Genomic DNA, 25,542 nt, shown 5'->3' on the forward strand with positions numbered 1-25,542 from the left:
GCGGTCAGAACGGATCCCCGCAGACCCGCCACTTCCCGTCCTCCTGCACGATCGGCAGCTCCCGATCCTCGCTGCCGCCGCCGTCGCGGGTGAGCCGCACCGTCACCGTGCCGCGTGGCCGGCCGCCCCGGGTCTGCACCGACACGTCGACGATCTCGTAGCCGCTGACCTGCGGCGGGGTGCGCACCCAGCTGCCGAAGCCGACCTGGCTCCACTTCCCGCGCGCCTCTCGGCACAGCTTGTCGTACGCCTGGTCGGTCTCCCCGGCGGCCACCTCGCGGAAGAACGCGTCGGCGGTGTCGCGGACCGGGCCGTTGGCCTGGAGCACCACCTGCACGTTCCAGACCCCGAGCCCGGCCACACCGACCAGGCAGGTGCCCAGCCCGAGGGCGGCGACCAGCACGCCGGCGCGTACCGGCCGGCGGCGGCGCCGGGCCGGCCGGCTCCCCGCCTGTTCCCTGCCCATCACCACCGACGGTAGGAGACTGGCGGGCCGGCCCGCAGGAACTTGTGCCGCTGCGATGCGCCGGCTGATCCTGACAGAAGATGGCAGGTACCTTCGGCAGACTGCCGGCATGACAGTGCACGCCGACCTCGCGATGGTCAACCTCGACAGCTCCGACCCGGTCGCCCACGCCACGTTCTACTCGCGCGCCCTCGGCTGGGAGGTCACCCACAGCCAGGCCGAATACGCCATGATCAGCAAGGACGGGACGTCGGTCGGTTTCGGCCTGGTGCCCGGATACGCGCCGCCGGCCTGGCCGGACGAGACCGCCGGCAAGCGCTACCACCTCGACCTCTACGTCGACGACGTGACCGTCGCCGAGAAGGACCTCGTCGCGGCCGGCGCGACGCGCCCGGAGTTCCAGCCGGGCGGCGAGCGGTGGACCGTGCTGCTCGACCCGATCGGCCAGCCGTTCTGCCTCTGCCCCCGGCCGCAGGGCTGAGCACCGCCGCCGGCCCGCCGGGGGTTGCCCGGCGGGTCGGCGGGACCGGTCAGCGGAAGTCCGCGACGTGCCGCGCCGCCCAGTCGGCGAAGCCGCGCGGCGCCCGGCCGAGCAGCCGGGCGACGTCCGGGCTGACCCGCTGCTCGGCCGGCGACGGCGTGCCCAGGATGCTCAGGGTCGCCGCCACCACCGGCTCCGGCATGAACGCCAGCATCCGCTCCCGCGCCTGCTGCGGGGTCTGCTCGACGAACCGGACGGGCTCGCCGAGCGCCGCCGCGAGCGCCGCCGCCTGCTGCCGCGGCGAGACCGCCGCCGGCCCGGTCAGCTCGTACGTGCCGCCGGCGTGGGCGCCGTCGCTTAGCGCGAGCGCCGCCACCTCGGCGATGTCGGCCGGGTCGACGCTCGGCAGCGCCACGTCGCCGAACGGCGCGTGCACGACCCGCCCCGCGCGTACCCCGGGCGCCCAGGCGAGGGCGTTGGAGTGGAAGCCGGCCGGCCGCAGCACCGTCCACTCCAGCCCGGACGCGCGGACCGCCTCCTCCTGCCCCGGCGAATGGCGCTTCGTCGCCACGCCCTGCGAGGACAGCAGGACCACCCGACGTACGCCGGCCTGCCGCGCGGTGTCGAGGATGGCCTCCGGGTCCGCGCCGCCGGCCAACTGCTCGCCGGTGAACAGCAGGAACAGCGCCTCGGCGCCGTCGAACGCCGCCTTCAGTGCGGTCGGGTCGGCCAGGTCGGCGCGGACCGCCCGTACGCCCGGCGGCAGGTCGGTCGGCGAGACGCGCCGGGACACGGCCGTCACCGGTTCACCCGCCCCGGCCAGCGCCCGGACCAGCGGTCGTCCCACGTTCCCCGTCGCGCCGGTAACCACGATCATGACGTGCCCCTCTCGATGTGCGTTGTGGACACCGAGCACGGTAATCGCCTGCGTATAGTAGGTACCTAGAGGAAAGTAACGGCATCGGGAGGCTTTGTGAGCAGCACCACCTGGCGCTCCGGGGTGGACGGTGACCCGGAACAGGCCTGCCCGATCGCCCCGGTGGTCGACCTCGTGTTCAGCCGCTGGACCACGCCGATCCTGTGGGCCCTGCACGAATACGGCCGGCAGCGCTTCGTCGAGCTGGAACGGCGGCTCGCCACCATCACCCCGAAGGTGCTCACCCAGCGGCTGCGGCAACTCGAACGCGACGGCCTCGTACGGCGCACCTACCACGCCGAGGTCCCGCCCCGGGTGGAATACGAGATCACCGAGCTGGGGAGCAGCCTCGCGCCGCTCTTCGCCCACCTGGCGCAGTGGTCGGCCGGCAACCTCGACCGGGTCGAGCAGGCCCGCCAGGCCTACGACGCCCGCCAGCGCCCGGCGCGCGGGCGCTGAACTGTCAGCGCAGCGGGCCCCGGGCGACGGCGGCCCGCATCTCGGCCGGGTCGCCGGCCGGGACGTACTCCAGCCACCAGGTCGCGCCGGCCGCCGCCAGGTCCGCCAGGTAGGCCCGCTCGACCCGCTCGTCGGCGCGCCGCCGCCGGCCGCCGACCGCCACGTCGAACGGCTGCCCGTCCGCGCGGGTCGCCGGCAACGCGGCGACCAGGTCGTGCACCTCATCCGGGGTGAAGTCGGACCAGCCGGCGGTGTCGGTCAGCTTGTAGGGCACGATGCCGTCCGCGCGGGCGGCCCGCCGCAGCACCGCTTTGGCCTGCGTGCTGCCGCCGACCCAGACCGGCACCCGGGGCGACTGCACCGGCGCGGGCCGCAGCGCCACCCCGTCGGCCCGGTAGTGGGCGCCCCGGTGCGTGACCCGCTCGCCGCCGAGCAGCCCGACCAGCAGGTCGAGACCCTCGTCGAGCATCGCGGCGCGGGTCCTCAGGTCGGTCGGCTCACCGAAGGCGGCCAGCCCCCGGTCGGCCGGGTCACCGACGCCCACCGCCACCCCGGCCCGCCCGCCGGAGAGGTGGTCGAGGGTGAGCACCTCGCGGGCCAGCTTGGCGGGGCGACGCCGGGGCAGCGCGGTCACCGTGGTGCCCAGCCGGATCCGGTCGGTGCGGCCGGCCACCGCCGCCAGCACCAGCCAGGGGTCCCAGGTCGGCGGGTCGTCCCCGGCGTGGTGGATGAGGTAGTCCTCCAGGAACACCCCGTCCCAGCCGGCCCGCTCGGCCAGTTCGCCGAGCGCGACCAGGTCGGACACCGTCACCGAGGCGCCCCCGCAGCAGATCTCCAGCCCGTGCCGCATGCCGGCACGCTACGGCGGCGGTACGACGGTGGCGGTCATCCGCGGCGGCGCGCCCGGGCCGCCCAGATGGCGTACGCCGGGTCGCGGTCCAGGTTGTGCCGGTCCCGGTCGTAGCGGCGGGTGGTCCGCGGGTCGGCGTGCCCCATGGCGTCCTGCACGTCCTCCAGCGGCACCCCCTCGGCCCGCGCCGTGGTGGCGAACGCGTGCCGCAGCGAGTGCGGGGACAGCCTCGCCCACGCGGGGATGCCGGCGGCCTGGGCGAGCCGGCGCACCAGGCGGAACACCGCGTGCCGGTCCAGCCGCCCCCCGGTCGCGGTCACCAGCAGCGGACCGGTCAGCTCCGGCACCGTCACCCCCTGGGCGGCGGCCCGCGCCGCCAGGTAGGCGTCGATCGCGTACGCGGTGCCGGGCGTGAGCGCCCGCCGGCGGACCTTGCCGCCCTTGCCGACGAACCGGATGCTGCGGTGCCCGCGCTCGGCGCCCAGGTCGGCGAGGTCCAGCGAGACCAGTTCGCCGACCCGCAGCCCCAGGTCGGCCAGGAGGGCGATGGCGGCCCGGTTGCGGGCGGCGGTCGCGGCGGTGTCCGCGTCGGCGGCCGCGAGCAGGGCGTCGACCTCGTCCGGGGTGAGCCCCACCGTGGCCGAATGGTCCCGGTCGACCCGGGGGCGGTCCGCCGCGGCGACCGGGTTGGCGTCGATCGCGCGCAGCTTGACCAGGAAGTCGTACCAGCTGGACAGGGCGGACAGGCGGCGGGCCACGGTGGCCGGGGTGAGCGGCCGGCCGCCGCGCCCGCACGGCGTGGCCTCCAGCTCGCGGCCGTAGGCGTTGACGTCGAGGAAGCTGGCCCGCAGCGGGTCGAGGTCCCGGGCCGCGCACCAGCTCAGCCAGCCGGTGACGTCCCGCCGGTACGCGTCGCGCGTGTGCTCGGACAGCCGGCGGTTGCGCAGCCACGCCTCGGTGAAGTCGGTCGGCCCGCCGGGCAGGGCGGCGGCGGCCGACCCGCGGGGCAGCACCTCGGGACGCAGCATGTGAGAAAGGCTCTCAGCCGGCCGGCTGATTCGCGACGAGGCGCGCCCGAGGAGATCTCACCCCGCCTCCTCCACCAACCGGCCGTCACCGAGCCGCCACCGCCGGTCGACACCCACCGCCTCGGCGGACCACGTGTCGTGGCTGACCATCACCACCGTGCCGCGGAACTCGCGCGGCGCCGCCTCGACCACCTCCAGGGAGTCGAAGTCCAGGTAGTTCGTCGGCTCCTGCTGGGGCGGCGGCGCTGACGCCACCGACCCGGCCAGCGGCCCGACCGGCCTGCCACCGGTTTACGGCGCGGGTTACCGTCACGGCGTGCGTGCCAGCCGCCTGGTCTCCCTGCTGCTGCTCCTGCAGACCCGGGGCCGGATGACCGCCCAGGAGCTCGCCGACGCCCTGGAGGTGTCGGTCCGGACCGTCTACCGGGACGTCGAGTCGCTCGGCGCCGCCGGCGTCCCGGTGTACGCCGACCGCGGCCCGGCCGGCGGCTACCGGCTGCTGGAGGGCTACCGGACCAGGCTGACCGGCTTGACCGCGCCGGAGGCCGAGGCGCTGTTCCTGGCCGGCATGCCCGGCCCGGCCGCCGACCTGGGCCTCGGGCCGGTGGTGGCGGCCGCCGAGCTGAAGCTGCTCGCCGCGCTCCCCGACGAGCTGGCCGACCGGGGCGGCCGGGCCCGGCAGCGGTTCCACCTGGACGCGCCGGGCTGGTTCCGGCACCCCGAAGCCACCCCGCACCTGGCCGCGCTGGCCCGGGCCGTGTGGGAGGACCGGCTGGTCGAGATGAGCTACCGCCGCTGGCGCGCACCGCGCGAGGTGACCCGGGTGGTCGCCCCGCTGGGTGTGGTGCTCAAGGCCGGCCGGTGGTATCTCGTGGCGCGCTGCGACGGGCAGCTGCGCACCTACCGGGTCGGCGCGGTCCTCGACGCCGTGGTCTCCGACGAGCGCTACGAGCGGCCCGCCGACTTCGACCTGGCCGACTACTGGCGGGAGTGGACCGAGCGCTACGAGCGCGACGTCTACCGCGGCCGGGCCCGGATCCGGCTGACCGTGGCCGCGCTGGAGTTCATGCCGTACGTCTTCCCGCCGGAGATGAGCCGGGCGGCCCGGGCTGCGGCCGGCGAGCCCGGCCCGGACGGCTGGCTGGAGACCACCGTGCCGATCGAGTCGGTGAAGCACGCCCACACCGAACTGCTCAAGCTGGGCGCGGAGGTGGAGGTGCTGGAGCCGGCCGAGCTGCGGGACCGCCTCACCGCCACGGCGCACGCCCTGGCGCGCCTCTATCCGGTCGCCCCCGACACGCCGGCGGGGGTGGCCGGCACGCCGGTCACCCCCACCGTCACGTCGCCGTGACCTGGCTCAGGCGCTGATCTCGCGCCGGCCGTTACCGGTCGCGGTGACCGCGATCCGGCGCGGCTTGGCCCGCTCGGAGATCGGGATGCGCAGGGTCAGCACCCCGTTCTCGTAGCCGGCCTCCAGCTTGTCGGTGTCGAGGGTGTCGCCCAGGAAGAGCTGACGAGTGAAGGTGCCCATCGGCCGCTCGGCGGCGACCAGCTCGACGTTGTCGCCGGCCGCCAGGCGCCGCTCCGCGCGGACGGTCAGCACGTTGCGCTCCACCGTGCAGTCGATGCTGTCCGGGTCGACGCCGGGCAGGTCGAAGGCGGCGTAGAAGTAGTCGCCGTCGCGGTAGGCGTCGAGGTGCATGACCGCCGGCCGAGCCGTGGTGCCGAAGAACTGCTCGGCGAGCCGGTCGATCTCGCGGAAGGGGTCGGTACGCATCAACATGGCCGTGCCTCCTCGGTTCTCCTGGCCGAAGGTGTCAAGTTGAGTCAGGGTGACTCAAGTTCTCGATTCCTGTTTTAGCGCGGCACGGCGGCGTCGTCAACCCGGGCCGGCAGCGTCTTCTCGAACCAGTGCTGGGCGTAGCGGCCGGCGTTGAAGGCGGGGATCTCCCGGTAGCCGTGACGGGCGTACAGGGCGCGCGCCTCGACCAGGTCGGTGCGGGTGTCCAGCCGGATCCGGTCCGCCCCGGCGCCGCGCGCGTACGTCTCGACGGCGGCGAGCAGGGCCGCCCCGCCACCGGCGCCGCGGTGTGCCGGACGGACGTAGACCCGGGTCAGCTCCGCCCAGCCCGGCCGCCAGCGCAGCCCTGCGCAGCCGGCCAGGCGCCCGTCGCGGCGGGCCAGCAGAAACAGCCCGGTGGGCGCGGCGAGGTCGTCGCTCGGCGACTCGGCCAGGGCGGCGCTCACCTCGCCCGGCCGCTCGGGCCGGCCGTGCCAGCGGCGGACCATCTCGGCCATGTACTCGTGCAGCACCGCCCCGGCGTCGGGGGCGTCGGGGGCGGTGGGGTGGATGCTCCAGGTCGTCACCGCCCGATCCTCACCGGCCGGTCAACGGCTTTTCCCGGCTCAGGGTCGCCAGTAGACGCCGTGGTCGCGGGCGAGCAGCCGGTCGTCGATCAGGTAGCGGCGCAGCGTGACGTGGTCGGCCTCGCCGCCCTCGCACCAGCGGCGCAGCGCGTCGTCCACGGCCCGTTCCGGATACCGCACGCCGGGGGTGAAGGAGCGCTCGGTGATGTGCTCCAGCAGCACCCGGCGACGGCCCCGCTGGGCGGGCAGCCGGGTCAGCGTCCCGTTCCGGAGGAAGGTGCGCAGGATCGTCTCGCGGGGGTCCGCGGGCGGGGACGCCACGGTCGGCCCGCCGGCACGCGCCAGGTCGCGCAGCCGCTCACCGTCGACCCGCAGTCCGCTCCCGTCGTCGGTCAGCACGCCGACGTCGGTGAGCCGGCGGACCGCGGTGGCGGCGTCCCGGGCCGACAGCCCCGTCCGGGAGACCACGGCGGGGAGGTCCCCGGCGCCGAGGACGATCGCGGCGAACACGACGCGGCGGCGCTCGTCGGCGAGCGCCCCCGCCAGGGCCTGTGAGCTCATGACCGGCAGCCTGCCAGCGCCCACCCCGGGCGGCCACGGGTTTTCCGCGGCGCCCGTGGCCGCCTCGGCGGCTCGGCTCAGGCGGCGACCGGGGCGGCGAAGTCGACGTCGGCGGTGTCGACGGTGCCGGCGGTGCGGCCGGGCGCGGAGTGGAACTGCCAGTAGAGGTTGGTGTGGGCGATCACCTGCTCGGGCGCGGGCGCGCCGTAGGCGGAGAGGTCCTCGGTGGTGTGGGCGTCGGCGACCAGCGTCGCGTCGTAGCCCCGGGTGATCGCGCCGTGCAGCGTCGAGCGGATGCACGCGTCGGTCTGCGCGCCGGTGACGACGAGCCGGCCCACGCCCCGCGTGGCGAGGACGGACTCCAGGTCGGTGTCCTCGAACGAGTCGCCGTAGGCCTTGTGGACCAGCGCCTCGTCGTCGCGGCGCGTCAGCTCGGGCACATATTGCCACTGCTCGCTGCCGGTGGGCAGCTCCTCGCTGCGGTGCTGCACCCAGACCACCTCCACCCCGGCCGCCCGCGCCCGGTCGACGAGGGCGGCGATGTTGCCCACCACCCGGTCCCGGTCGTAGGCGTGCTGGACCACGCCGTTCTGCACGTCGATGACGAGCAGGGCGGTGTGCGGTCGGTCGACGAGCGTGCTCATGTGGGGCCTCCCTGGAACGGGCGTCGGCTGGTCGACGGCAACCTAGCCCCGGCCACCGACATTCCGGCCGTTCAGATCCGGCCCGCCGGCGGCTGCGCGGCCAGGGCGACCCGGCGGAGCAGGTCGGACAGGACCCGTCTTTCCTCCGGCGTCAGCGCGCCGAGGACGCGGTGCTCCTCGTCGCCGACCACCCGCATGGCGCGCTGCCACGCCGCCCGGCCGGCGTCGGTGAGGGCGACGTCGACCCGGCGGCGGTCCACCTCGGACGGGATCCGCCGGACGAAGCCCCGCCGGACCAGCGCGTCGACCCGGGCGGTGATCGAGGCGGGCGCCATCCGCAGGTCACCGGCGATCTCCGAGGGCGCGGCCCGGCCGCCCCGGCCGGCCAGGGCGTGCAGGGTGCCGTACTCCTTCTCCTGGAGGTCCAGCTCGCCCAGCGCCCGGTCCTTCACGGCGCGCAGGTGCCGGGTGAGCAGCGACATCCGGACGACGGCACCCTCCACGTCGGGGTCCAGGTCGGGCACCACGGGCAGCCAGCGTTCGACGTGCTGGTCGACGGGGTCGCGGTCGGTCACCCGACCACGGTACGCCGACGACGAAATATTCGCTGTCGAAATATTCGACATCGAAGTAGCCTGCCGGAGTGACGCATCCTCTCCGGCTCCGGCCGTTCCGACTGCTGTTCCTCGGCCGTACCGTCTCCGCGGTCGGCGACGCCGTGGTGCCCACCGCGCTGGCCCTGGCCGTGCTGCGGGCGACCGGGTCGACCGCCGCGCTCGCCATGGTCCTCGCCTGCGCGATGGTGCCCCGGCTGCTGCTGCTCCCCCTCGGCGGCGTGGTCGCCGACCGGTTCGCCGCCCGCCGCGTCGCCCTCGGCACCGACCTGGTGCGCTGCGCCGCCCAACTGGCCGTCGGCGTGGAACTGCTCGGCGGCGCCCCCGCGCTGACCCACCTCGCGGTGGCCTCCGCCGTCGGCGGCGTGGCCTCGGCGTTCGCCATCCCCACGGCCTCCCCGCTGGTGGCCGGCACCGTCGACGGCAACGGCCGGCAGCGGGCCAACGCCCTCCTGGGCGCCACCGCCAACGCCAGCCGCCTGGCCGGCCCCGCCCTGGCCGGGCTGCTGATCTGGACCGTCGGGCCGGGCTGGGCGTTCGTGCTGGACGCGGCCTCGTTCGCGGTCAGCGCCGCGCTGCTGGCCGTCATCCAGGTACGGCACGTGCCGGTCCCGCACCGCTCGCTCCGCGCCGACCTGGTCCTCGGGTGGCGGGAGGTGCGGTCCCGCGACTGGTACTGGAGCAGCCTGCTCGCCCACGGCGTCTGGAACGGCGCCGCCGCGGTGCTGCTCACCCTCGGCCCGGTGATCGCGGTCGACCGGCTCGGCGGCGAGGGCGTCTGGGTGCTGCTCCAGCAGGCCGGCGCGGTCGGCCTGCTGGCCGGGTCCCTGCTCGCCGCCCGGGCCCGCCCCCGCCGGCCGGTGCTGCTGGGCAACCTGGCCCTCGCGGCGTACGCGGCGCCGCTGCTGCTGCTCGCCGCCGCCGCGCCCGCCCCGGTGACCGTCGCCGCCTACTGCCTCGCCCTGGTCGCCCTGGGCTTCCTCAACCCGGTCTGGGAGACCGTGGTGCAGGGCCAGTTCCCGCCCGAGGTGCTCGCCCGGGTCACCTCGTACGACTGGTTGATGTCGCTGGGCGCCATGCCGCTCGGGTACGCCCTCGCCCCGCTCGCCGCCGGAGCCTGGGGTGCGTCGGCCCCGCTCGCGGTGGCCGGGGTGCTGGTCCTGCTCGCCTGCGTCGGGACGGCCGCCGTCCCCGGCGTACGCCGGCTGGGCTGGCCCGTCCCGACCCCGGCGGCCGCCGCGGAGCCGGCGCCGGCCGGGCGCTGAGGCGGCCCGGGTCAGAGGCGGTGCCCGGTGGTGGCGTCCACATGCCCGGGCACCTCGTCGTGCCGCTCCCCGACGCTGGACGTGCCGGACGGCTCGAACATGAGGATCGACGCGCCCTCCGGCGCGGACGGCCGGTGCTCCACCCCGCGCGGCACCACGAACACCGCGCCGCGCGGCAGCACCACCTCGCGTTCCGCGCCGTCCGCGCCGTCGCGCAGGGCGATCCGCAAGTCGCCGTCGAGCACCAGGAAGGACTCGTCGGTGTGGTCGTGGGCGTGCCAGACGTGCTCGCCGGCCACCTTGGCGATCCGGACGTCGTAGTCGGTCAGCTTCTCGGCCCTAACGGACCGAGCTTGCGGATCGTGATGGCTTGTGGTGATGAGCACGAGATCACGCCGCGTTCGGCAGGCTGACTGCTGCCCAGCTGGCAACGCCGCGCTTGGCGATGTTGCGGGCTGCGTTCACGTCGGCGTGCTCAGCGAAGCCGCACGACGTGCACCGGAAGGTGGATTGGTGGGGCCGGTTGGCTTTGGCGATGTGGTCGCAGTGAGAGCAGCCCTGCGAGGTGTACGCCGGGTCGACGTAGACGGTGGCCACGCCGGCGCGGGCCGCCTTGTAGGCGACGAACGTGCCGAGCTGGCGGAACGTCCACGAGTGCAGCGTGACCCGCTGGGGCCGTCGGAGCCGTACCCGGTCGCGGATGCCGCCCAGGTCTTCCAGGGCGATGCCGCGGCCGGTGCGTTCGGCCTCGGTCACGATGCGTTTGGCGATGGTGTGATTGGTGTTGGCGGCGAACCCGGCTTCCTTGCGGGATCGCTTCTTCAGCAGCCGTTTGGCGGACTTGGTGCCGATCTTCTGGAGCTTGGCGCGCAGGCGCTGGTTGCGGTGCCGGACCCGGTTCAGCCCTTTGCCGCAGAACCGGGTGCCGTCGTCGGTGGTGGCGATGTTGGCGATGCCCAGGTCGACGCCGAGGAATCCGTCCGGTTCCTTGGTTTCGACGTCGGGGATGTCGCAGGTGGCGTACAGGTACCACTTGCCGTCCCGGCACACCAGGTCGGACTCGCCCTTGCGGTGCACGGTCAGGGTGGCGAGCTGGGCGTCGGAGCATGCGAACGGGACCTTGTTCAGCCGGCCGCCGACAGCCCAGATCGACACGGTGTGGTTGGTGAGCTGCCAGGACAGGCAGCGGTCGTCGAACGGCTGCGCCGCGTCCCGGCGGAATGTGATCGGTTTGCTCTCGGCCTTCACTCGCCGTTTCGAGCCGGGCTTGCCGAGGTTCCCGGCCCGGATGTTCGCCTTCAGGGTGGCGTACGCCCCGGCGACCTTGCGGGCCACGTGGATCGCCGGCTGCGCCGACAACCCCATGTTCTTCAACCGGCCGTAGGTCAGCCGCTGCAACGACTGCTTGGCGAACACCCGCCGCTGGAACGCCTCGGCCGAGGCCAGGTCGGCGGCGGCGTTGCACAGATCTAGGGTGGCCCGTAACGCCGCCTGTTGGGCGGCGTCGGGGAACAACCTGACCTGCACGACAATCTTCACCCGGCGTAGCCGTCCTTGTATGCCCAAAGCATCCGCTGGGCGCGGTCCGACTCCTGCTGGTCGTGCCTCTCGCGCAGGACGGCGGCGTCACGCTGCTGCTGCTTCCTGGCGGCGGTTGCTGCTTGCCCGTCGATCAGCCACTGCGGCTTGTCGCTGAGTAGATCGGCGATCTCCTCGACAGTCCGGCTGAAGTCCTGTCCGCAACGTCGCAGCGTTCCCCGGCTCACTCCCAGCCGTTTCGCCACCTCGCGAGGGTGGACATCGGCGGGCTTGGCCGCCTTGGTGGTCATGTGGTCCATAGTGCACGATGCTACGGTCTTGTCTCTGTCACCCAAGTCGGGTTCCTGATCCGGACGTTCGTACTTCGCCGGCTCGTGCGGCGGAGCGCCCCTCGCAATGATCAAGCAGTACATCGCCGACCAGAATGTCCCAGTCCGTGACGCGATTTCTCCCGGCCCTGAAGCCGCCAGCTCGATCGGCTCAGGCTTCATCGGCCCATCCTCGCGCAGCCGCGCCGCTCACAGGGGACGGTGCATGACGTGCAGCCCCACCCGCCCGAGCGCGGGGTGCGCGAACGACTCCGGCACGGTGCCGATCACCGTGAAGCCGAGCCGCCGGTACAGCTCCACGGCCGCCGTGTTGGTCTCCACCACGGCGTTGAACTGCATCGCGGCGAAGCCCTGTCGGCGGGCCCAGTCCAGGGCGTCCTCGCACAGGGCCCGGCCGACGCCGCGACCGCGGGCCGCGGCGGCCACCATGAAGCTGGCCGTGGCCACGTGCGCGCCCGGACCCGGCCGGTTGGCACCCATCTTGGCGGTGCCGAGCACCGTCCCGTCCTCCTCGGCGACCACGGTGCGGCCCGGCGGCCGTTCCACCCACACCTCGCGGGCCACCTCGGCCGGCCACGCCGGGTCGTAGGGAAACGTCTCCTGGGCGACGACGACGTCCTCGACGATCGGCCAGACCTGGGCCCAGTCGGCAGGCGTGTAGTCCCGGATGCGCATCCCGGGCACGCTAGCGGTGCGGTCGCCGGCCGGATACCGATTTCCGCCCGGGCCGCACGGGGCAGCGTGGGGTGGCGTGGCGGGACCATCATGGGCGCGTGGCCGAACCCGTCACCGACCTGGACCGTCCCGACGCCGGGGCGCCCACCGCGCCGGCGACCCCGCCACCCGGGCCGCGCACCGCCGCGCCCTGGGTGGTCGGCGGGGCCGTCACCGCCGTGCTGCTGCTGCTCGCCGGCCGCTACGGCTACCACCGCGACGAGCTCTACTTCCTGCTCTGCGGCCGGCACCTCGACTGGGGCTACGTCGACCAGGGCCCGCTCGTGCCCGCCCTCGCCCGGCTGGCCGACACCGTCGCGCCCGGCAACCTGGTGCTGCTGCGCACCCCGTCGGCGCTGATCGGGGGCGCGTCGGTGGTGCTGGTCGCGGCGCTCGCCCGGGAGTTCGGCGCGGGACGTGCCGCGCAGGTGGCCGCCGCCGTGCTCGCCGCCGCGGCCGGGGTGGTGCTCGCCGCCGGTCACCTGCTCAGCACCACCACCGTCGACATGCTGGTCTGGCTCGCCGCCGCCTGGTGCGCGGTGCGGATGCTGCGCACCGGCGACAGCCGCTGGGCGCTCGGCATCGGGCTGGCGCTCGGCGTGGGCATGCTCAACAAGCTGCTGCCCGCGCTGCTCGGCGTCGGGCTGCTGGCCGGTGTGCTGATCGCCGGGCCCCGCCGGCTGCTGCGCGACCGGTGGGTGCTGGCCGGCGCCGGCATCGCCGCGCTGCTCGCCGTGCCGTACGTGGCCTGGCAGGCCGCGCACGGCTTCCCCCAGCTCTCGGTGGCCTCGTCGATCGCCGACGGCGACAGCTCCTACAGCGGCCGGCTGGACGCGGTCGTGCTGCAACTGATCATCATCAGCCCGTTCGCCACCCCGGTCTGGCTCGCCGGCCTCGTCGCGCTGCTGCGCCGGCCGGCCTGGGCGGCGTACCGGGCGGTCGGCTGGGCCTGGCTCGTGGTGTTCGCGATCGTCCTGCTCGCCGGCGGCAAGGGCTACTACGACGCGCCGCTGCTGCTGGTGCTCACCGCGGCCGGCGCGGTGGTCACCGTCGACTGGGCCCGGCGTGGCGCGGCCCGGGCCCGGCAGGCGCTGCTCGGCGCCGCCGCCGCGCTCATGGTGGCCAGCAGCGTGGTCCTGCTGCTGCCCACCCTGCCGGCCGACCGGCTGCCCGGCTTCGTGGTCGAGGTCAACTACGACGCGGGCGAGACCATCGGCTGGCCCGCGTTCGCCGACTCGGTCGCCGCCGTGCACCGGGGCCTGCGGCCGGAGGAGCGCGCTCGGGCGGTCGTGCTCACCGGCAACTACGGCGAGGCCGGCGCGCTGGCCCGCTACGGCCCGGCCCGGGACCTGCCCCGGGCCTACTCCGGGCACAACAGCATGGCCCGGTTCGGTCGCCCGCCCGACGACGCCGACGTGGTGATCGCCGTCGGCTGGGAGCGCCCCGACCGGCTGCGCGCCTGGTTCACCGAGGTCACCGAGGCCGGCCGGGTCGACCAGCGGGTCGACGTCGACAACGACGAGAACGGCGGGCCGATCTTCGTCTGCCGCGGGCTGCGCCGCCCCTGGTCGCAGATCTGGGACAGTGAGGTGAGCCACGCCTCCTGACCGGCGGCCACACGGCGGTCGGGCGACCCGCGCGGCCGGGCCATACTTGTCGCCATGCTCTGGGGTGTCAGCGGACCGCTCTTCCTCCTCGACTACCTGGGGGCGGTCGCCGTGGCCCTCGCCGTGGCGCTGGCCGCGCGCGAGCTGACCGGCCGCCGGGCGCGGGGCCCGGCCCCGGACCCCGTCGAGCTGGCCTACCTCACCGACCGGGCCCTGCTGGCCTGCCAGGTGGGCATGGCCGCGCTGCACCGCGCCGGCGTGGTGCAGCGCGGCGAGCTGGCCACCCTGTCGGTGGACGGCCCGCCGCCACCCCGGTCGCCCGCGCTGGTCCGCGCCCTGCACGCCGCGCTGCGCCGGCCGCAGACCTGGGCCGCCGTGCTCGCCGACCCCGGCGTCGGCCGGGCGCTGCGCCGGCTGGTCGGCCGGCTCGTCCGGGACGGCTGGCTGCTCACCCCGGCGCAGCGGCGGCGCATCGCCCTGGGCACCCTGCCGTTGTTCGCGGTCGCCGTGGTCGGGGTGACCCGGCTCGTGGAGAGCGCCGTCGAGGGGCGCGACGCCGGCGGCCCGGCCTCCGTGGTGGGCCTGCTGCTGTGCTGCCTGGCCACCGCCCTGGGTGGCTGGTGGCTGTGCGAGGTGCCGGAGACCGGCGCGGCCGCCCGCCGCCTCCTGCGCCGGCAGCGCCGGGAGCACGCCGAGCTGGACCCGCAGCGGCGGCCGGCCTGGCGCGAGCGGAGCATCGACCAGCTGCTCACCGCCATGGCGCTGTTCGGACCGCGCCCGCTGCTCGCCGTCGACCCGGGCCTCGCCGTGCAGGTCGGCGTCGACCCGGAGCGCGGCCGCCCGAGGCCGGAACCGAAACCCGCCCGCCGCTGACCGACCGCGGGCCGGAGCGGCCGGCGCCGGCCCGGCCGGTCACCGCAGCTCGTCGGCGGAGCGGATCACCCGGGCGAGGTCCCGCACCTCGGCGTCCTCGGTGGCGGCGGCCGCCCCGTCGGCGATGGTGGCCAGATCGGTCAGCCGGACCTGCCCGTCGGACCGGCCGTCCCGCAGCGTCTCGGCGAACCAGGCCGCCGCGTAGCAGGCCCGCAACCGAGGCGACGCCGCCGTGAAGGTGCCGTCCACCTCGGCGACGGTCACCGACCCGTACGTCTCGGCCGGCGTACGGGCCGCCGGGTCGGTCCAGCGCACCTGCACCTGCGCGATCCGGGCCGACGGGGACACGTCCTCGGCGAGCCGGACCGCGTACAGCGCCGTGACGCTGTGCCCCGGGCCCACCTCGCCGCCGTCGACCCGGTCGTCGCGGAAGTCCTCGTCGGCCACCGCCCGGTTGTCGTAGCCCACCAGCCGGTAGGAGCGCACCGCCTGCGGCGCGAACGTCACCTGCACCTTGGCGTCCAGCGCCCGCACGCTCAGCGTCGCCGGCAACTGCCGTACGAACACCTTGCGGGCCTGCTCCCGCTCGCTGACGTAGACCGCGAAGCCGTCGCCCCGGTCGGCCAGCTGCTCCATCAGCTCGTCGCCGTAGTCGCTGCCCACGCCCACGCCGAGCAGGGCGATCTGCTTCTCCGCCTCGGCGCGTACCCGGCGCAGGATCGGCTCGGCGTCGGTGCTGCCGACGTTCGCCAGCCCGTCGGAGAGCACGATCACCCGGTTCGTCCGGCCGGGGCGGAAGCCGTCCCGGGCGACCCGGTAGCCGAGCACCAGGCCGGCCTCCAGGTTGGTGCTGCTGCGGGTGTGCAGCGAGTCGATCGCCGCGTGCAGCGGCCGGGCGTCGGCCACCGGCGTCATCTCCCGGGCCACCCGGGCCTTGTCGCTGAACTCGACCACGGCGATGGAGTCGGTGGGGCGCAGCTGGTCCACCAGCGTGTGCAGGGCGTCGCGCACCAGGTCCAGCCGGCCGGGCTCGCCCATCGACCCGGAGACGTCGATGACGAAGGTGAGTGCCGCGTCCGGGCGGCGCTCCTCGTCCTCGGCCCGGGTCTGCAGGCCGACCCGCAGCAGCCGCTCGTCGCCGCCGGCGTCGTGGGTCCGTGGCAGGCGGGCGCCGTCGACGTGCACGGCGAAGCCGTCGCCCGCGGGCTGCGGGTAGTCCTGGCGGAACGAGTTGACGAACTCCTCCGGCCGCACGGTGCCGGGCTCCGGCAGGCGGCCGTCCATGATGAGCCGGCGGGCGTAGCCGTACGACGCGGTGTCGACGTCCACGGCGAAGGTGGACAGCGGGTCGTCCGAGGTCCGGGTCTCGTCACCGGACCAGGGGATGCCGCCGTTCGGGCGGACCGGCCCGGGGGCGGCGTCGGTGCGCCGCGCGCCGCCGTCGGAGCCGCAGGCGCTGACCGCCATGGCGGTGGCGATCGCCACCAGCAGCAGCGCCGATCGTCTGATGTGGGCCATGGCTTCCTCCGAGGGGCCGGGGACGGGTCATGGTCATTGACGCAGACCGGCGTCGCGGCGGATCCCGCCGTGGCCGGACCGATACCCAAGCGCGACCGTCGTGACCGAACCGTGCGCGGGGCGTGACCTGAGCGGGCCGCGCGGCGGCCCCCTCGGCGGGCGTCGGCGAGGCCGATGGGGCAGAGTGGGCCCACGGCCGGCGGCGGCCGGGACGAGCAGGAGGTGAGCCGTGGACGGCCCGACCGGGGTGGTGTTTCCCGCGACCGGCGACGGCCGGCGCAGCACGACCGTGCTGGGGCGGGCGGTGGTGGCCGACGCCCTGCGGGCGGTGGACCCGGTCGGCGCCCGCTCGGCCGAGCACGAGACCGACTGGCGGCACGGCTACCTGGGGCACTTCCGCCGGCTCGTCGAGGCGGGCCTGCTGTCCCGGGAGGCCGCGCTCACCGTCGCCCGGGACGGCCTCGCCGCCCTGCACGCCCGGATGCGCTACGTCCCGGCCGACGGCGCCGAGGTCGCGCTGGACGAGGTGTTCGCGCTGCCGGACGGGGAGCCGCCGCTGGAGACCGCCACGGTGACCGGGGCCGGCGACGTGGAGCGCGAGCTGTCCCTGCCGTACCGGGGACAGCGCCTGCGCGGCGACGACCTGCGCCGGCGCCTCGACGCCTGGGTGGACGCGGGCGTCGTCGAGCCGAGCTGCGCCGAGGCGGTCCGCGCGGTGCAGGCCAACCCGGACTGGCTGGACCTGAGCGACCAGCGGATCGTGGTGCTCGGCGCGGGCGCCGAGATGGGCCCGCTGCCGTCCGTGCTGCGCTGGGGTGGCGCGGTGGTCGCGGTCGACCTGCCCCGCCCGGAGATCTGGCGCCGCCTGCTGCGCACCGCCCACCGGTACGGCGGCCGGCTGCACCTGCCGGTGCGGCCCGGCACCGCCGCCGACGACGCGGCTCTCGCCGCCGGGGCGGGCGCCGACCTGCTGCACCGCCTGCCGCAGGCCGCGCGGTGGCTGCGCGGCCTGGACGGCCGCCTCGTGCTCGGCAACTACGTGTACGCCGACGGCGCGACAAACGTCCGGGTCGCCACCGCGGTCGACGCCCTGACCGCCCACCTGGGACAGCACCGTCCGGACGCCGCGCTGGCCTTCCTTGCCACCCCCACCGACGTGTACGCCGTGCCCGCCGAGGCGGTCGCCCACGCCGAACGCGGGTACGCCGCCCGAGGTCCGGCGCGCCGGGCGCTGCGGCTGCTCTCCGGCGGCCGGCTGCTGCACCGCAACTACCCGCCCGGGGCCGACCCGGGGATCAACGACAGCCTGGTGCCGCAGCAGGGACCGAACTACGCCCTGGCGAAGCGGCTGCAACGCTGGCGGGCGGCGGTGGCCCGGGACGCCGGCGCCACCGTGTCGTTCACCGTGGCCCCGCCCACCCGGACCCGCTCGGTGCTGCGCAACCGCGCCCTCGCGGCCGCGTACGCCGGGGCGCACCGGTTCGGCATCGAGGTGTTCGAGCCGGCCACCAGCAACACCCTGATGGCCGCGCTACTCGTGCACGACCTGCGCACCGGCGGCGGTCCCGCGCAGGAGCACCCGTGGCGGAACGAGGCGTACGCGGCGGCGCACGGCGGCCTGTGGCGGGTGCCGTACGCGCCGCGCAGCGCGCTCGGCCTCGCCGTGCTGCTGGGACTGGGTGGCGCACGCGCCTGAGCACAGGTTTCCTTCTCTCGGGCGCCGGGAAGGCTCCGGCATGGCCGAGACCTTCGCAGACCAGGACCTGACGACCCTGCGGTCCATCGCGCGCGGGGCCGGAATAACGGACACCGAGCGCATGCCGCACGACGAGTTGGTCGACATGTTGCGCCGGGCGGGGCTGGCCGACCCGGACGGCCGGCCGGTCGACACCAGCCTGGCCGATCCGGGTGATCCCGGCGTGCCCGGTTTCTACCACGGGCAGGGCGTCGGGCGGCGGGAGTCGGTCGGCGGCGCGGGCGCCGAGACCGCCGGCTGGCCGGACCAGCCCACCCAGGACCCGGCCCACCTGTCCGGGCTGCCCCGCAGCAGCCTCACCCTGGGTGACGAGAGCACCGGCGGGCGGGCCGCCGAGGAGGCGATCGGCGCGCGCCCCGGGGAGAGTCAGATCGACGACCGCGCCCAGGACAGCCGGGGCGCCCAGGACAGCCGGGGCGTCCAGGGCGAGATCCGGGATCCGGCCGGGCTGTCCGGGCTGCCCCGCAGCAGCTTGACCCTGGGTGACGAGAGCACCGGCGGGCGGGCCGCCGAGGAGGCGATCGGCGCCCGGCCCGGAGAGTCCGGCACCGAGATCGACGACCGGACCGAGTCCTGACCGGACCGACGCCGCGAGCCACCCCGACCGGGGATGGCTCGCGGAACATTGTGGATGATAATCCTGTTTCGCCGCTCAAGGCCCTGTCGTTCCGTCTGGGGCGACTGTGCCTGCTATTCCGGATATGCGAATGGTGAAACAACCGCCCATCTCCTCGCCTTCGAATCGGGACATACACTCACAAGCTCCCCAATAGCCTCATCCGGTGGCTTCTCGCATTTCGTTCGACCCGCTCCCCGGCAGTCCGCACCCTCCGACGGCAGCCCTCCTGCCCCGGCCCGCCCGACCGGTCTTCGTGGACGCCACCGGCACCCGCCGGCAACGGATCCGGCGGGCGGGCGTCCTCGTCGCGGTGGCCTCGCTGAGCTACCTGCCGATGGCCGCGAGCGCCCTGCTTCCCGGCCCCGCGACACCGTTGCTGCCCGGCCCGGTCTCGGTCGGCGGCGCCCCGAGCGGCGGAACCAGCCACGCACCCCTCGTCGCGTCCTCGCCCGCGCCCACCGGGCCGCGCCCGGCGCCACGGCCGACGGCCGCCGTGGGCGCGCCACCGGCGCGGGCCGCCGCGCCACGCCCCGCCCGCGACGGGGAACCGGCGCCACGACGGGCAAACCCCGCACCGGTGGGTGACAGGCCCCCGGCACCGTCGCCGACTCCGTCGTCACAGGACCAGTCGCCGCCCGCCGCCGCGACACCCCCCGCCCCCACGGAGCCCGGCACCAGCCTGCCCACCCCGCCCGGGCCCGATGCGGAGATCGTCGGATGAGCCTGCCGAGCCGGCGCACCGCCGGACGGTTCGTCGTCGCGTCCCTCGCCCTGGTGGTCGGGTCCGTGCTGCTGGTCGAGGCGTACGCGAACGCCCGCTTCCGCCCCGACCACGTCCGCGACGCCGAGGACCAGGTCACCGTGCCCACGCAGATCCTGAGCGGCGGTCCCGTGCTCGACGCCCGCGGCGACCAGCCCCGCACCTACCGACTGCCCGCGCGGACCATCGCCCTCACCTTCGACGACGGGCCCGACCCGACCTGGACCCCACGGGTCCTCGACGTCCTGCGCCGGCACCACACCCCGGCCACCTTCTTCGTGATCGGCTCGCAGGTGGCCCGCCACCCGGACCTGGCCCGGCGCGCCGCGGCCGAGGGGCACGAGCTCGGCGTGCACACCTTCACCCACCCCGACGCCAGCCTGCTGCCCGCCTGGCGGCAACGGATGGAGTACGCGCAGACCCAGATGGCGATCGTGCACGCCGCGGGAGTCCGCACGAGCCTGCTGCGCTTCCCGTACTCCTCGGTGCCCAGCGCCGTCGACGACGCCAACTGGCCGGTGATCCGGCGGGCCGCCGGGCAGGGCTACCTGACCGTGGTCAACGACCTCGACGGCGAGGACTGGGCCCGGCCCGGGATGGACACCATCGTGCGGAACCTGACGCCGGCCGGCGACGCGGGCGCCGTGGTGCTGCTGCACGACGCCGGTGGGGACCGTTCGCAGACCCTCGCGGCCCTGGACCGGTTCATCCCGCTGATGCGCGCCCGCGGCTACACGTTCACCACCGTCAGCGGCGGGATCAACCGCGCCCGGCCGGACGCGCCCGCATACGCCGGCAACGTCGCGGCGTCCACCGGCGACCGCTGGCGGGCCGCCCCGGTCTGCTGGGCGATCCGGCTGGCCGACGGTGTCCTGCGCAGCCTCGCCCTGATCTTCGTGGTGGTCGGCCTGCTCATGCTGGTCCGCACCGTGATGCTGCTCCTGCTGGCCCGCCGGCTGGCCCGCCGCCGCCAGGCCCAGCGCTGGCCGTGGGGGGTGACGACCGCGCCGGTCTCGGTCATCGTGCCCGCCTACAACGAGCGGGCCGGCATCGTGGCCACCGTCCGGTCCCTGGTGGCCAACGACCACCCCGGGATCGAGGTGATCGTGGTCGACGACGGCTCGACCGACGGCACCGCCGACCTCGTCGACTCCCTCGGCCTGCCCGGCGTCCGGGTCATCCGCAAACCCAACGGCGGCAAGGCGACAGCCCTCAACACCGGACTCCTGTACGCCTCGCACGACATCATCGTCACCGCCGACGCGGACACCGTCTTCGAGCCGGACGCGATCCGGCGGCTCGTCGAGCCGTTCACCGATCCCGGGATCGGCGCGGTCGCCGGGAACGTCAAGGTCGCCAACCGGCACCGCCTGCTCGGCCAGTGGCAGCACATCGAGTACGTCATCGGCTTCAGCCTGGACCGGCGGTTCTACGAGAAGCTCGGCTGCATCCCGACGGTGCCCGGCGCGATCGGCGCCTTCCGGCGCCGCGCCCTGACCATGGTCGGCGGGATGAGCGGCGACACCCTGGCCGAGGACACCGACGTCACCATGGCGGTGCTGCGGGCCGGCTGGCGGGTGGTGTACCAGGACCGGGCCCGCGCGTGGACGGAGGCGCCCGCCTCGGTGGGCGACCTGTGGCGGCAGCGCTACCGCTGGAGCTACGGCACCCTCCAGTCGATGTGGAAGCACCGCGGCGCCGTCCGCGACCGGGGTGCCGGCGCCCGGTTCGGCCGCTTCGGGCTGCCGATGCTCGCCCTGTTCGGCGTGCTGCTCCCCCTGCTGGGGCCGGTGCTCGACCTGCTGGCCGTCTACGGACTGTTCTTCCTGGACACCACGAAGACGGCGGTGGCCTGGCTGGTAATGCTGGCGGTGCAACTGCTCACCGCGGCGGTGGCCTTCAAACTCGACCGGGAGCCGCTGCGCCCGCTGCTCACCCTGCCGATCCAGCAGTTCGCCTACCGCCAGCTGATGTACCTGGTGCTGGCCCGCTCCATGGTGACCGCGTTGACCGGCGCCCGGCTGGGCTGGCGCCGGGTGAAACGGGCCGGCGAGCCGGTCGCGGGAACGCCCGTCACGCCGGACCCCGCGGCGCCGCCGGGTCGGGACCGTTGGTTCGACACCCTGCGGGCGCTCGCGCTGGGCCGGGTCATCGCGTACCACATGTTCGGCGCCGCCTGGCTGAGCCTCGTCTTCCCCGCTATGGGGGTGATGTTCGCCCTCGGCGGCGCGCTGATGGCCCGCTCACTGGACCGTACGCCCGAGCGGGCGGTCAGCGGCCGGCTGCGCCGGCTCCTCCCCGGGCTGTGGGCCCTCGGCCTCGTGCTGGTGCCGCTGATGCTCTGGCACGGCTGGTCCGACCGGCCCGCCTGGCCGGCGCTGCTGAGCTGGGTGGTGCCGCTGGTGCAGCCGCCCGGCGACGCGTGGGCCGCGGACGTGACCGGGGTGCTCTGGTACCTGGTGACGTACGTCTGGCTGGTGCTGCTCTCCCCCGCGATGCTGGCGCTGCACCGGCGGTGGCCGGTGTGGTCGGTGCTCGTGCCGCTGGCCGGCGTGGTGCTGTTGCAGACCGCGGCGCCCGGGTTCGACGGGCCGGTGGAGTCGGTGCTGACCGACCTGGCCATGTTCACCGCCTGCTGGCTGGTGGGCTACGCGCACCAGGACCGCCGGTTGCGGCGGCTCTCGCTGCCGGCGCTGCTCGGCCTGGCGGCGCTCTGCCTGGGGGTCGCGGTCGGCTGGCTGGTGACCCACCCGGAGGCGGGCCGCGACCTCAACGACGTCCCGGTGGCGCAGGCGTTCTGGTCGCTCGGGTTCGTGCTGGTGCTGCTGCGCGTCGCGCCGCCGATGGGCTGGCTGGCCCGCATCCGTCCGCTGGACCGGCTGGTGACCGCGCTGAACAGCCGCGCGCTGACCATCTACCTCTGGCACAACGCCGCCATCGCGGTCTGCTTCGCGGTGGGTGACCTGATCGGTGTCTGGCGGGTCGGCCAGGTCGGCTACCTGGCGGTGGCCCTCGTGCTGCTCACCGGTCTGGTGCTCGCCCTCGGCTGGATCGAGGACCTCAGCGCCCGGCGGCCACCCCGACTGCTGCCCTGGCCCCGGCGCGCCGCCGCGCGGCTCCCCGTGGCACGTCCCGCCACGGCGGAACGCGAACCCACTGCCGTGAGGACGTGAACACGTGCGACACGAACGTTCAAATCGTCATAACCGGGTAAATATGTCGCACACTTGACTCACGTTGGCGGGCGGTACCCGGACCGGGCCGCCCACCTCGGAGACGACGCCATGGCGGGCGGCCGCCCGCGGTGGCGCGAAGGCGGTGATTGGGGTGATCACCGCGGCCGGCGCGGGTCTCGCCCTCCTACGGGCCCGTGCCGGCCACCCCCGACCCGAACTCTCAATGCCTGAATCCCTCGCAGGTCAGAAGCGGAGCGCAGATGGCGATGTGGCACCCGCCGACCCCGGCGGAGCAGGAACTGTGGAACGCGGTGGTGGCCGGCGTGCGGGCCGCCGACGAGTCGGACCTGGCGGGCGTCGACGCCGCGGTCGACCGGCTGTCGCGGCTGCCCCACCCGTGGGCGTACCACGTCCTCGGCGACACCGCCGGGCTGCTCATCGAGGAACTCGACCCCGATGGGCAGGACGTCTGGCCGCTGCTGGCAGCCCAGCTCGACGACGAGGACCCGGCCCACCGGACGCCGCGGCGGCGCCCGGCGTCGCTGCATCCGGCCGGCCGGCGGGCCGCGGCGCCCGAGGTTGGCGAGCCCGAGGCGCTGCGGCGACGCCTGCTGCTCATCGCCCGGCTCGCCGACGCCACGCAGGTCGGAGTCGGCGCGTTCCTCGACGTCGCGCTGGCCGACAACGGCGACCGCGCCCCGCGCGCGCCGTCCAACTCGCTCCCGCACTGCCGCCTGGGCCAGTGAACCCGTCGGCACCCCTTTCTATGCTCGCGGGATGCTGTCGCAGGTGACCGGCCTCTCCCGGCACTTCACCGAGGAGTCCCTGAAGGCGTACCTGCTCGCGCGGTCGGAGCGGGTGCCGACCGGCTGCCTCATCGTGCGCGGCTACGGCAGCCGGCGTGGGGTTCACCAGAAGGTCGCCGGGCGGGCGTGGGCCCACGTCGCCGCCTACGCGGTCTTCGTCGGTGGCTACCGGCCCGACCTGGACGTGCACCACGTCTGCGACGTCGCCGACTGCATCGAGCCGACCCACCTCCGCCAGCTCAGCCACGCCGAGAACTGTCGGCAGCGCAGGCAGCAGCCCCGGTGCCGCAACGGGCACGACCGGGAGGTCGACGCCGCCACCGGCCGCTTCCGGAAGGTCTGTCGGCGCTGCAACAGCGAGGCGCAGAAGCGCTGGCGGGAGCGCCGGGCCGCCGAGGTGGCCGAGGCCCGGGCCAGCTACCGGCCTTAGATCGGCGGATACACCAGCGTAAAGCCTTACGCACAGGAACTGTCATTATGATGCACCGGGCTTATGTCCCCTTTGTCCGGATGAATTACTGGATTGCTGTAACCGTTAATCCGCTAATGGGAGCCTCGCTGTCCGTGGATAAGAGCTGGACGGGCTCGTGCCCGGCTTGTAGCTTGCAGGTGCCCGTGACACCGCCCGAGGAGGTGAGACCCATGAACGCTGTATCGATGTGGGTGCTCCCCCTGCCCGTCACGGCCGGGCGATCGACGTAGGTGTCGCCGGGAGCGCCTCGACGGCACTCCCGAAAGGCCACACCTGTGCACTCTCCGCAATTCGACGTGATCATTGCCGGCTGCGGGCCGACCGGCGCCATGCTGGCCGCCGAACTACGGCTGCACGATGTGCGGGTCCTCGTCCTGGAGAAGGAAACCGAGCCCGCGTCGTTCGTCCGCATCGTCGGCCTGCACATCCGCAGCATCGAGCTGATGGCGATGCGCGGGCTGCTGGAGCGCGTCCTCGAACGTGGTCGACGGCGTCCGGCCGGCGCCTACTTCGCCGCCATCGACAAGCCCGCGCCCGAGGGCCTGAACTCCGCGCACGCCTACCTGCTGGGCATCCCGCAGCCGGTCATCGTCCACCTGCTCGAAGAACATGCGATGGAACTGGGTGCGCAGGTCCGCCACGGTTGCGCGGTGGTCGGCGTCGAGCAGGACGACGACGGCGTGACCGTCGAGCTGGCCGGCGGGGAACGGCTGCGTTCGCGTTACCTCGTCGGCTGTGACGGCGGGCGCAGCACGGTGCGCAAACTGCTCGGCGTCGCCTTCCCCGGCGAGCCCTCGCGGACCGAGACGCTGATGGGCGAGATGGAAGTGGGCGCGCCGCAGGAGGAGATCGCCGCCAGGGTGTCCGAACTCCGCGAGACCGACAGGCGATTCAGCCTCGCGCCCGCGGGCGTCGGGGTCTACCGCGTGGTGGTCCCCACCGCGGGAGTCAGCGATCGTGCGGCGCCGCCCACCCTCGAGGATTTCCGACGACAGCTGCGCGCCATCGCCGGGACCGACTTCGGGGTGCACTCCCCGCGCTGGTTGTCCCGCTTCGGCGACGCCACGCGCCTGGCCGAACGGTACCGGGTCGGGCGGGTGCTGCTGGCCGGCGACGCGGCACACGTCCACCCACCCATCGGCGGACAGGGCCTCAACCTGGGCGTCCAGGACGCGGTCAACCTCGGCTGGAAACTGGCCGCACAGGTCCGCGGCTGGGCGCCGGAGACACTGCTGGACACCTACCACGCCGAACGTCATCCGGTCGCGGAGGACGTGCTGGACAACACCCGGGCACAGATGGAACTGCTGTCCACCGAGCCGGGCCCGCGGGCCGTGCGCAGGCTGCTCACGGAACTGATGGACTTCGAGGAGGTGAACCGCCATCTGGTCGGGAAGATCACCGCGATCGGCATCCGCTACGACTTCGGTGACGGCCCCGACCTGCTCGGCCGCCGGCTGCCCGACATCGACCTGAAGCAGGGCCACCTCTACGGTCTGCTGCATCGCGGCCGCGGCCTGCTGCTCGACCGCACCGAACGCCTGACCGTCGGCGGCTGGTCCGACCGGGTCGATCACCTCGCGGATCCCACCGCGGCGCTGGATGCGCCGTGCGTCCTGCTACGCCCCGACGGGCACGTCGCCTGGGTCGGCGACGAGCAGCGGGACCTGGACGAGCACCTCTCCCGCTGGTTCGGCATGCCCACCAACTGACGTTGGGGTG

The 25,542-nt window shown here is 74.8% G+C and carries 27 protein-coding genes and 1 pseudogene; 13 read left to right on the plus strand and 15 right to left on the minus strand.

From position 1 onward, the window contains the following. Positions 1 to 4: 4 nt before the first annotated feature. Positions 5 to 466: a hypothetical protein gene (locus tag FXF50_RS03545; protein WP_148425770.1), complete on the minus strand. Its 462-nt coding sequence runs from the start codon at positions 464 to 466 to the stop codon at positions 5 to 7. Positions 467 to 575: 109 nt separating this feature from the next. On the opposite strand from FXF50_RS03545, the gene FXF50_RS03550 reads away from it, so the two are divergent. Then, a complete protein-coding gene (locus FXF50_RS03550) occupies positions 576 to 947 on the plus strand; it encodes a VOC family protein (RefSeq protein WP_148425771.1) in 372 nt (123 codons plus the stop codon). A 49-nt stretch (positions 948 to 996) separates the two neighbouring features. Here the strand turns inward: FXF50_RS03550 and FXF50_RS03555 are convergent, their stop codons facing one another. After that, a complete protein-coding gene (locus FXF50_RS03555; protein ID WP_148425772.1) occupies positions 997 to 1,824 on the minus strand; it encodes an SDR family oxidoreductase in 828 nt (275 codons plus the stop codon). A gap of 96 nt (positions 1,825 to 1,920) precedes the next feature. Here FXF50_RS03555 and FXF50_RS03560 point away from each other — a divergent pair, with 96 nt between their 5' ends. After that, complete coding sequence (locus tag FXF50_RS03560) at positions 1,921 to 2,322, plus strand: helix-turn-helix domain-containing protein (RefSeq protein ID WP_148425773.1); 402 nt, start codon at positions 1,921 to 1,923, stop codon at positions 2,320 to 2,322. A 4-nt stretch (positions 2,323 to 2,326) separates the two neighbouring features. On the opposite strand, the gene FXF50_RS03565 is transcribed toward FXF50_RS03560, so the two are convergent. The 3 genes from FXF50_RS03565 to FXF50_RS03575 are packed head-to-tail and all read right to left on the minus strand — an operon-like array spanning position 2,327 to position 4,455. Further along, positions 2,327 to 3,172 carry an LLM class flavin-dependent oxidoreductase gene (locus FXF50_RS03565; RefSeq protein ID WP_148425774.1) on the minus strand — a complete coding sequence of 282 codons (846 nt, stop codon included), beginning with the start codon at positions 3,170 to 3,172 and terminating at the stop codon, positions 2,327 to 2,329. A gap of 35 nt (positions 3,173 to 3,207) precedes the next feature. After that, positions 3,208 to 4,200 carry a tyrosine-type recombinase/integrase gene (locus FXF50_RS03570; protein WP_148425775.1) on the minus strand — a complete coding sequence of 331 codons (993 nt, stop codon included), beginning with the start codon at positions 4,198 to 4,200 and terminating at the stop codon, positions 3,208 to 3,210. Between the two features lie 57 nt (positions 4,201 to 4,257). After that, a complete protein-coding gene (locus tag FXF50_RS03575) occupies positions 4,258 to 4,455 on the minus strand; it encodes a hypothetical protein (protein ID WP_148425776.1) in 198 nt (65 codons plus the stop codon). A 61-nt stretch (positions 4,456 to 4,516) separates the two neighbouring features. Between FXF50_RS03575 and FXF50_RS03580 the strand changes: the two genes are divergently transcribed. Further along, positions 4,517 to 5,551: a YafY family protein gene (locus tag FXF50_RS03580; protein WP_148425777.1), complete on the plus strand. Its 1,035-nt coding sequence runs from the start codon at positions 4,517 to 4,519 to the stop codon at positions 5,549 to 5,551. A 6-nt stretch (positions 5,552 to 5,557) separates the two neighbouring features. On the opposite strand, the gene FXF50_RS03585 is transcribed toward FXF50_RS03580, so the two are convergent. The 5 genes from FXF50_RS03585 to FXF50_RS03605 form a co-directional block, all read right to left on the minus strand. Beyond that, positions 5,558 to 5,983 carry an Hsp20/alpha crystallin family protein gene (locus tag FXF50_RS03585; RefSeq protein WP_148425778.1) on the minus strand — a complete coding sequence of 142 codons (426 nt, stop codon included), beginning with the start codon at positions 5,981 to 5,983 and terminating at the stop codon, positions 5,558 to 5,560. 74 nt (positions 5,984 to 6,057) lie between these two features. Then, complete coding sequence (locus FXF50_RS03590) at positions 6,058 to 6,567, minus strand: GNAT family N-acetyltransferase (RefSeq protein WP_148425779.1); 510 nt, start codon at positions 6,565 to 6,567, stop codon at positions 6,058 to 6,060. A gap of 39 nt (positions 6,568 to 6,606) precedes the next feature. Beyond that, on the minus strand, positions 6,607 to 7,128 hold the full coding sequence (locus FXF50_RS03595) for a DUF2087 domain-containing protein (protein ID WP_148425780.1): 522 nt from the start codon (positions 7,126 to 7,128) through the stop codon (positions 6,607 to 6,609). 77 nt (positions 7,129 to 7,205) lie between these two features. Beyond that, complete coding sequence (locus FXF50_RS03600; protein ID WP_148425781.1) at positions 7,206 to 7,772, minus strand: isochorismatase family protein; 567 nt, start codon at positions 7,770 to 7,772, stop codon at positions 7,206 to 7,208. A 71-nt stretch (positions 7,773 to 7,843) separates the two neighbouring features. Then, entirely contained in the window at positions 7,844 to 8,347 is a 504-nt protein-coding gene (locus tag FXF50_RS03605; protein WP_148425782.1) for a MarR family winged helix-turn-helix transcriptional regulator, read from the minus strand. Between the two features lie 68 nt (positions 8,348 to 8,415). On the opposite strand from FXF50_RS03605, the gene FXF50_RS03610 reads away from it, so the two are divergent. Further along, positions 8,416 to 9,651: an MFS transporter gene (locus tag FXF50_RS03610; RefSeq protein ID WP_148425783.1), complete on the plus strand. Its 1,236-nt coding sequence runs from the start codon at positions 8,416 to 8,418 to the stop codon at positions 9,649 to 9,651. 11 nt (positions 9,652 to 9,662) lie between these two features. On the opposite strand, the gene FXF50_RS03615 is transcribed toward FXF50_RS03610, so the two are convergent. Genes FXF50_RS03615 through FXF50_RS03625 form a run of 3 tightly spaced genes read right to left on the minus strand, consistent with a single transcriptional unit; the run spans position 9,663 to position 11,489 of the window. Then, on the minus strand, positions 9,663 to 10,037 hold the full coding sequence (locus FXF50_RS03615) for a cupin domain-containing protein (protein ID WP_148425784.1): 375 nt from the start codon (positions 10,035 to 10,037) through the stop codon (positions 9,663 to 9,665). A gap of 4 nt (positions 10,038 to 10,041) precedes the next feature. Continuing rightward, a complete protein-coding gene (locus FXF50_RS03620) occupies positions 10,042 to 11,190 on the minus strand; it encodes an RNA-guided endonuclease TnpB family protein (RefSeq protein ID WP_148425785.1) in 1,149 nt (382 codons plus the stop codon). Beyond that, positions 11,187 to 11,489 carry a DUF5997 family protein gene (locus FXF50_RS03625; RefSeq protein ID WP_222865986.1) on the minus strand — a complete coding sequence of 101 codons (303 nt, stop codon included), beginning with the start codon at positions 11,487 to 11,489 and terminating at the stop codon, positions 11,187 to 11,189. The genes FXF50_RS03620 and FXF50_RS03625 overlap by 4 nt, the downstream gene beginning before the upstream one ends. 58 nt (positions 11,490 to 11,547) lie before the next feature. Here FXF50_RS03625 and FXF50_RS30195 point away from each other — a divergent pair. Beyond that, a pseudogene (locus FXF50_RS30195) lies at positions 11,548 to 11,622 on the plus strand (IS200/IS605 family transposase); the annotation flags it as partial. An 86-nt stretch (positions 11,623 to 11,708) separates the two neighbouring features. On the opposite strand, the gene FXF50_RS03630 reads toward FXF50_RS30195, so the two are convergent. Beyond that, entirely contained in the window at positions 11,709 to 12,194 is a 486-nt protein-coding gene (locus FXF50_RS03630; protein ID WP_148425787.1) for a GNAT family N-acetyltransferase, read from the minus strand. A 98-nt stretch (positions 12,195 to 12,292) separates the two neighbouring features. Between FXF50_RS03630 and FXF50_RS03635 the strand changes: the two genes are divergently transcribed. After that, positions 12,293 to 13,840, plus strand: coding sequence for a glycosyltransferase family 39 protein (locus FXF50_RS03635; RefSeq protein ID WP_148425788.1), 1,548 nt, complete (start codon positions 12,293 to 12,295; stop codon positions 13,838 to 13,840). A gap of 54 nt (positions 13,841 to 13,894) precedes the next feature. Continuing rightward, entirely contained in the window at positions 13,895 to 14,713 is an 819-nt protein-coding gene (locus FXF50_RS03640) for a TIGR04222 domain-containing membrane protein (RefSeq protein WP_148425789.1), read from the plus strand. Between the two features lie 39 nt (positions 14,714 to 14,752). On the opposite strand, the gene FXF50_RS03645 is transcribed toward FXF50_RS03640, so the two are convergent. After that, the gene (locus FXF50_RS03645; protein WP_148425790.1) at positions 14,753 to 16,231 is read right to left on the minus strand and encodes a von Willebrand factor type A domain-containing protein; all 1,479 of its coding nucleotides are present in this window, start codon (positions 16,229 to 16,231) and stop codon (positions 14,753 to 14,755) included. 229 nt (positions 16,232 to 16,460) lie between these two features. Here FXF50_RS03645 and FXF50_RS03650 point away from each other — a divergent pair, with 229 nt between their 5' ends. From FXF50_RS03650 to rox, 6 genes are all read left to right on the plus strand, one after another. Further along, positions 16,461 to 17,927, plus strand: a complete 1,467-nt coding sequence (locus FXF50_RS03650) for a hypothetical protein (protein ID WP_148425791.1) — start codon at positions 16,461 to 16,463, stop codon at positions 17,925 to 17,927. Between the two features lie 40 nt (positions 17,928 to 17,967). Then, positions 17,968 to 18,564, plus strand: coding sequence for a hypothetical protein (locus FXF50_RS30200; protein ID WP_370464084.1), 597 nt, complete (start codon positions 17,968 to 17,970; stop codon positions 18,562 to 18,564). Between the two features lie 759 nt (positions 18,565 to 19,323). Then, entirely contained in the window at positions 19,324 to 22,539 is a 3,216-nt protein-coding gene (locus FXF50_RS03660) for a glycosyltransferase (protein ID WP_148425792.1), read from the plus strand. Positions 22,540 to 22,802: 263 nt separating this feature from the next. Further along, complete coding sequence (locus FXF50_RS03665) at positions 22,803 to 23,288, plus strand: hypothetical protein (protein ID WP_148425793.1); 486 nt, start codon at positions 22,803 to 22,805, stop codon at positions 23,286 to 23,288. A gap of 31 nt (positions 23,289 to 23,319) precedes the next feature. Further along, positions 23,320 to 23,778 carry an HNH endonuclease gene (locus tag FXF50_RS03670; RefSeq protein WP_148425794.1) on the plus strand — a complete coding sequence of 153 codons (459 nt, stop codon included), beginning with the start codon at positions 23,320 to 23,322 and terminating at the stop codon, positions 23,776 to 23,778. A gap of 317 nt (positions 23,779 to 24,095) precedes the next feature. Beyond that, positions 24,096 to 25,532 carry a rifampin monooxygenase gene (gene rox / locus FXF50_RS03675; RefSeq protein WP_255509870.1) on the plus strand — a complete coding sequence of 479 codons (1,437 nt, stop codon included), beginning with the start codon at positions 24,096 to 24,098 and terminating at the stop codon, positions 25,530 to 25,532. The last annotated feature ends 10 nt before the right edge of the window (positions 25,533 to 25,542 follow it).

It is taken from the genome of Micromonospora sp. AP08 (genome assembly GCF_008085935.1).
GTDB lineage: Bacteria > Actinomycetota > Actinomycetes > Mycobacteriales > Micromonosporaceae > Micromonospora > Micromonospora chersina.

Excerpts from the sequence above, each read along its gene's own strand:
- FXF50_RS03545 (WP_148425770.1), bottom strand. The coding sequence starts at position 466 with ATGGGCAGGGAACAGGCGGGGAGCCGGCCGGCCCGGCGCCGCCGCCGG.
- FXF50_RS03550 (WP_148425771.1), top strand. The coding sequence starts at position 576 with ATGACAGTGCACGCCGACCTCGCGATGGTCAACCTCGACAGCTCCGAC.
- FXF50_RS03555 (WP_148425772.1), bottom strand. The coding sequence starts at position 1,824 with ATGATCGTGGTTACCGGCGCGACGGGGAACGTGGGACGACCGCTGGTC.
- FXF50_RS03565 (WP_148425774.1), bottom strand. The coding sequence starts at position 3,172 with ATGCGGCACGGGCTGGAGATCTGCTGCGGGGGCGCCTCGGTGACGGTG.
- FXF50_RS03570 (WP_148425775.1), bottom strand. The coding sequence starts at position 4,200 with ATGCTGCGTCCCGAGGTGCTGCCCCGCGGGTCGGCCGCCGCCGCCCTG.
- FXF50_RS03585 (WP_148425778.1), bottom strand. The coding sequence starts at position 5,983 with ATGTTGATGCGTACCGACCCCTTCCGCGAGATCGACCGGCTCGCCGAG.
- FXF50_RS03595 (WP_148425780.1), bottom strand. The coding sequence starts at position 7,128 with ATGAGCTCACAGGCCCTGGCGGGGGCGCTCGCCGACGAGCGCCGCCGC.
- FXF50_RS03600 (WP_148425781.1), bottom strand. The coding sequence starts at position 7,772 with ATGAGCACGCTCGTCGACCGACCGCACACCGCCCTGCTCGTCATCGAC.
- FXF50_RS03625 (WP_222865986.1), bottom strand. The coding sequence starts at position 11,489 with ATGGACCACATGACCACCAAGGCGGCCAAGCCCGCCGATGTCCACCCT.
- FXF50_RS03630 (WP_148425787.1), bottom strand. The coding sequence starts at position 12,194 with ATGCGCATCCGGGACTACACGCCTGCCGACTGGGCCCAGGTCTGGCCG.
- FXF50_RS03640 (WP_148425789.1), top strand. The coding sequence starts at position 13,895 with ATGCTCTGGGGTGTCAGCGGACCGCTCTTCCTCCTCGACTACCTGGGG.
- FXF50_RS03645 (WP_148425790.1), bottom strand. The coding sequence starts at position 16,231 with ATGGCCCACATCAGACGATCGGCGCTGCTGCTGGTGGCGATCGCCACC.
- FXF50_RS30200 (WP_370464084.1), top strand. The coding sequence starts at position 17,968 with ATGGCCGAGACCTTCGCAGACCAGGACCTGACGACCCTGCGGTCCATC.
- FXF50_RS03660 (WP_148425792.1), top strand. The coding sequence starts at position 19,324 with ATGAGCCTGCCGAGCCGGCGCACCGCCGGACGGTTCGTCGTCGCGTCC.
- FXF50_RS03665 (WP_148425793.1), top strand. The coding sequence starts at position 22,803 with ATGGCGATGTGGCACCCGCCGACCCCGGCGGAGCAGGAACTGTGGAAC.
- FXF50_RS03670 (WP_148425794.1), top strand. The coding sequence starts at position 23,320 with ATGCTGTCGCAGGTGACCGGCCTCTCCCGGCACTTCACCGAGGAGTCC.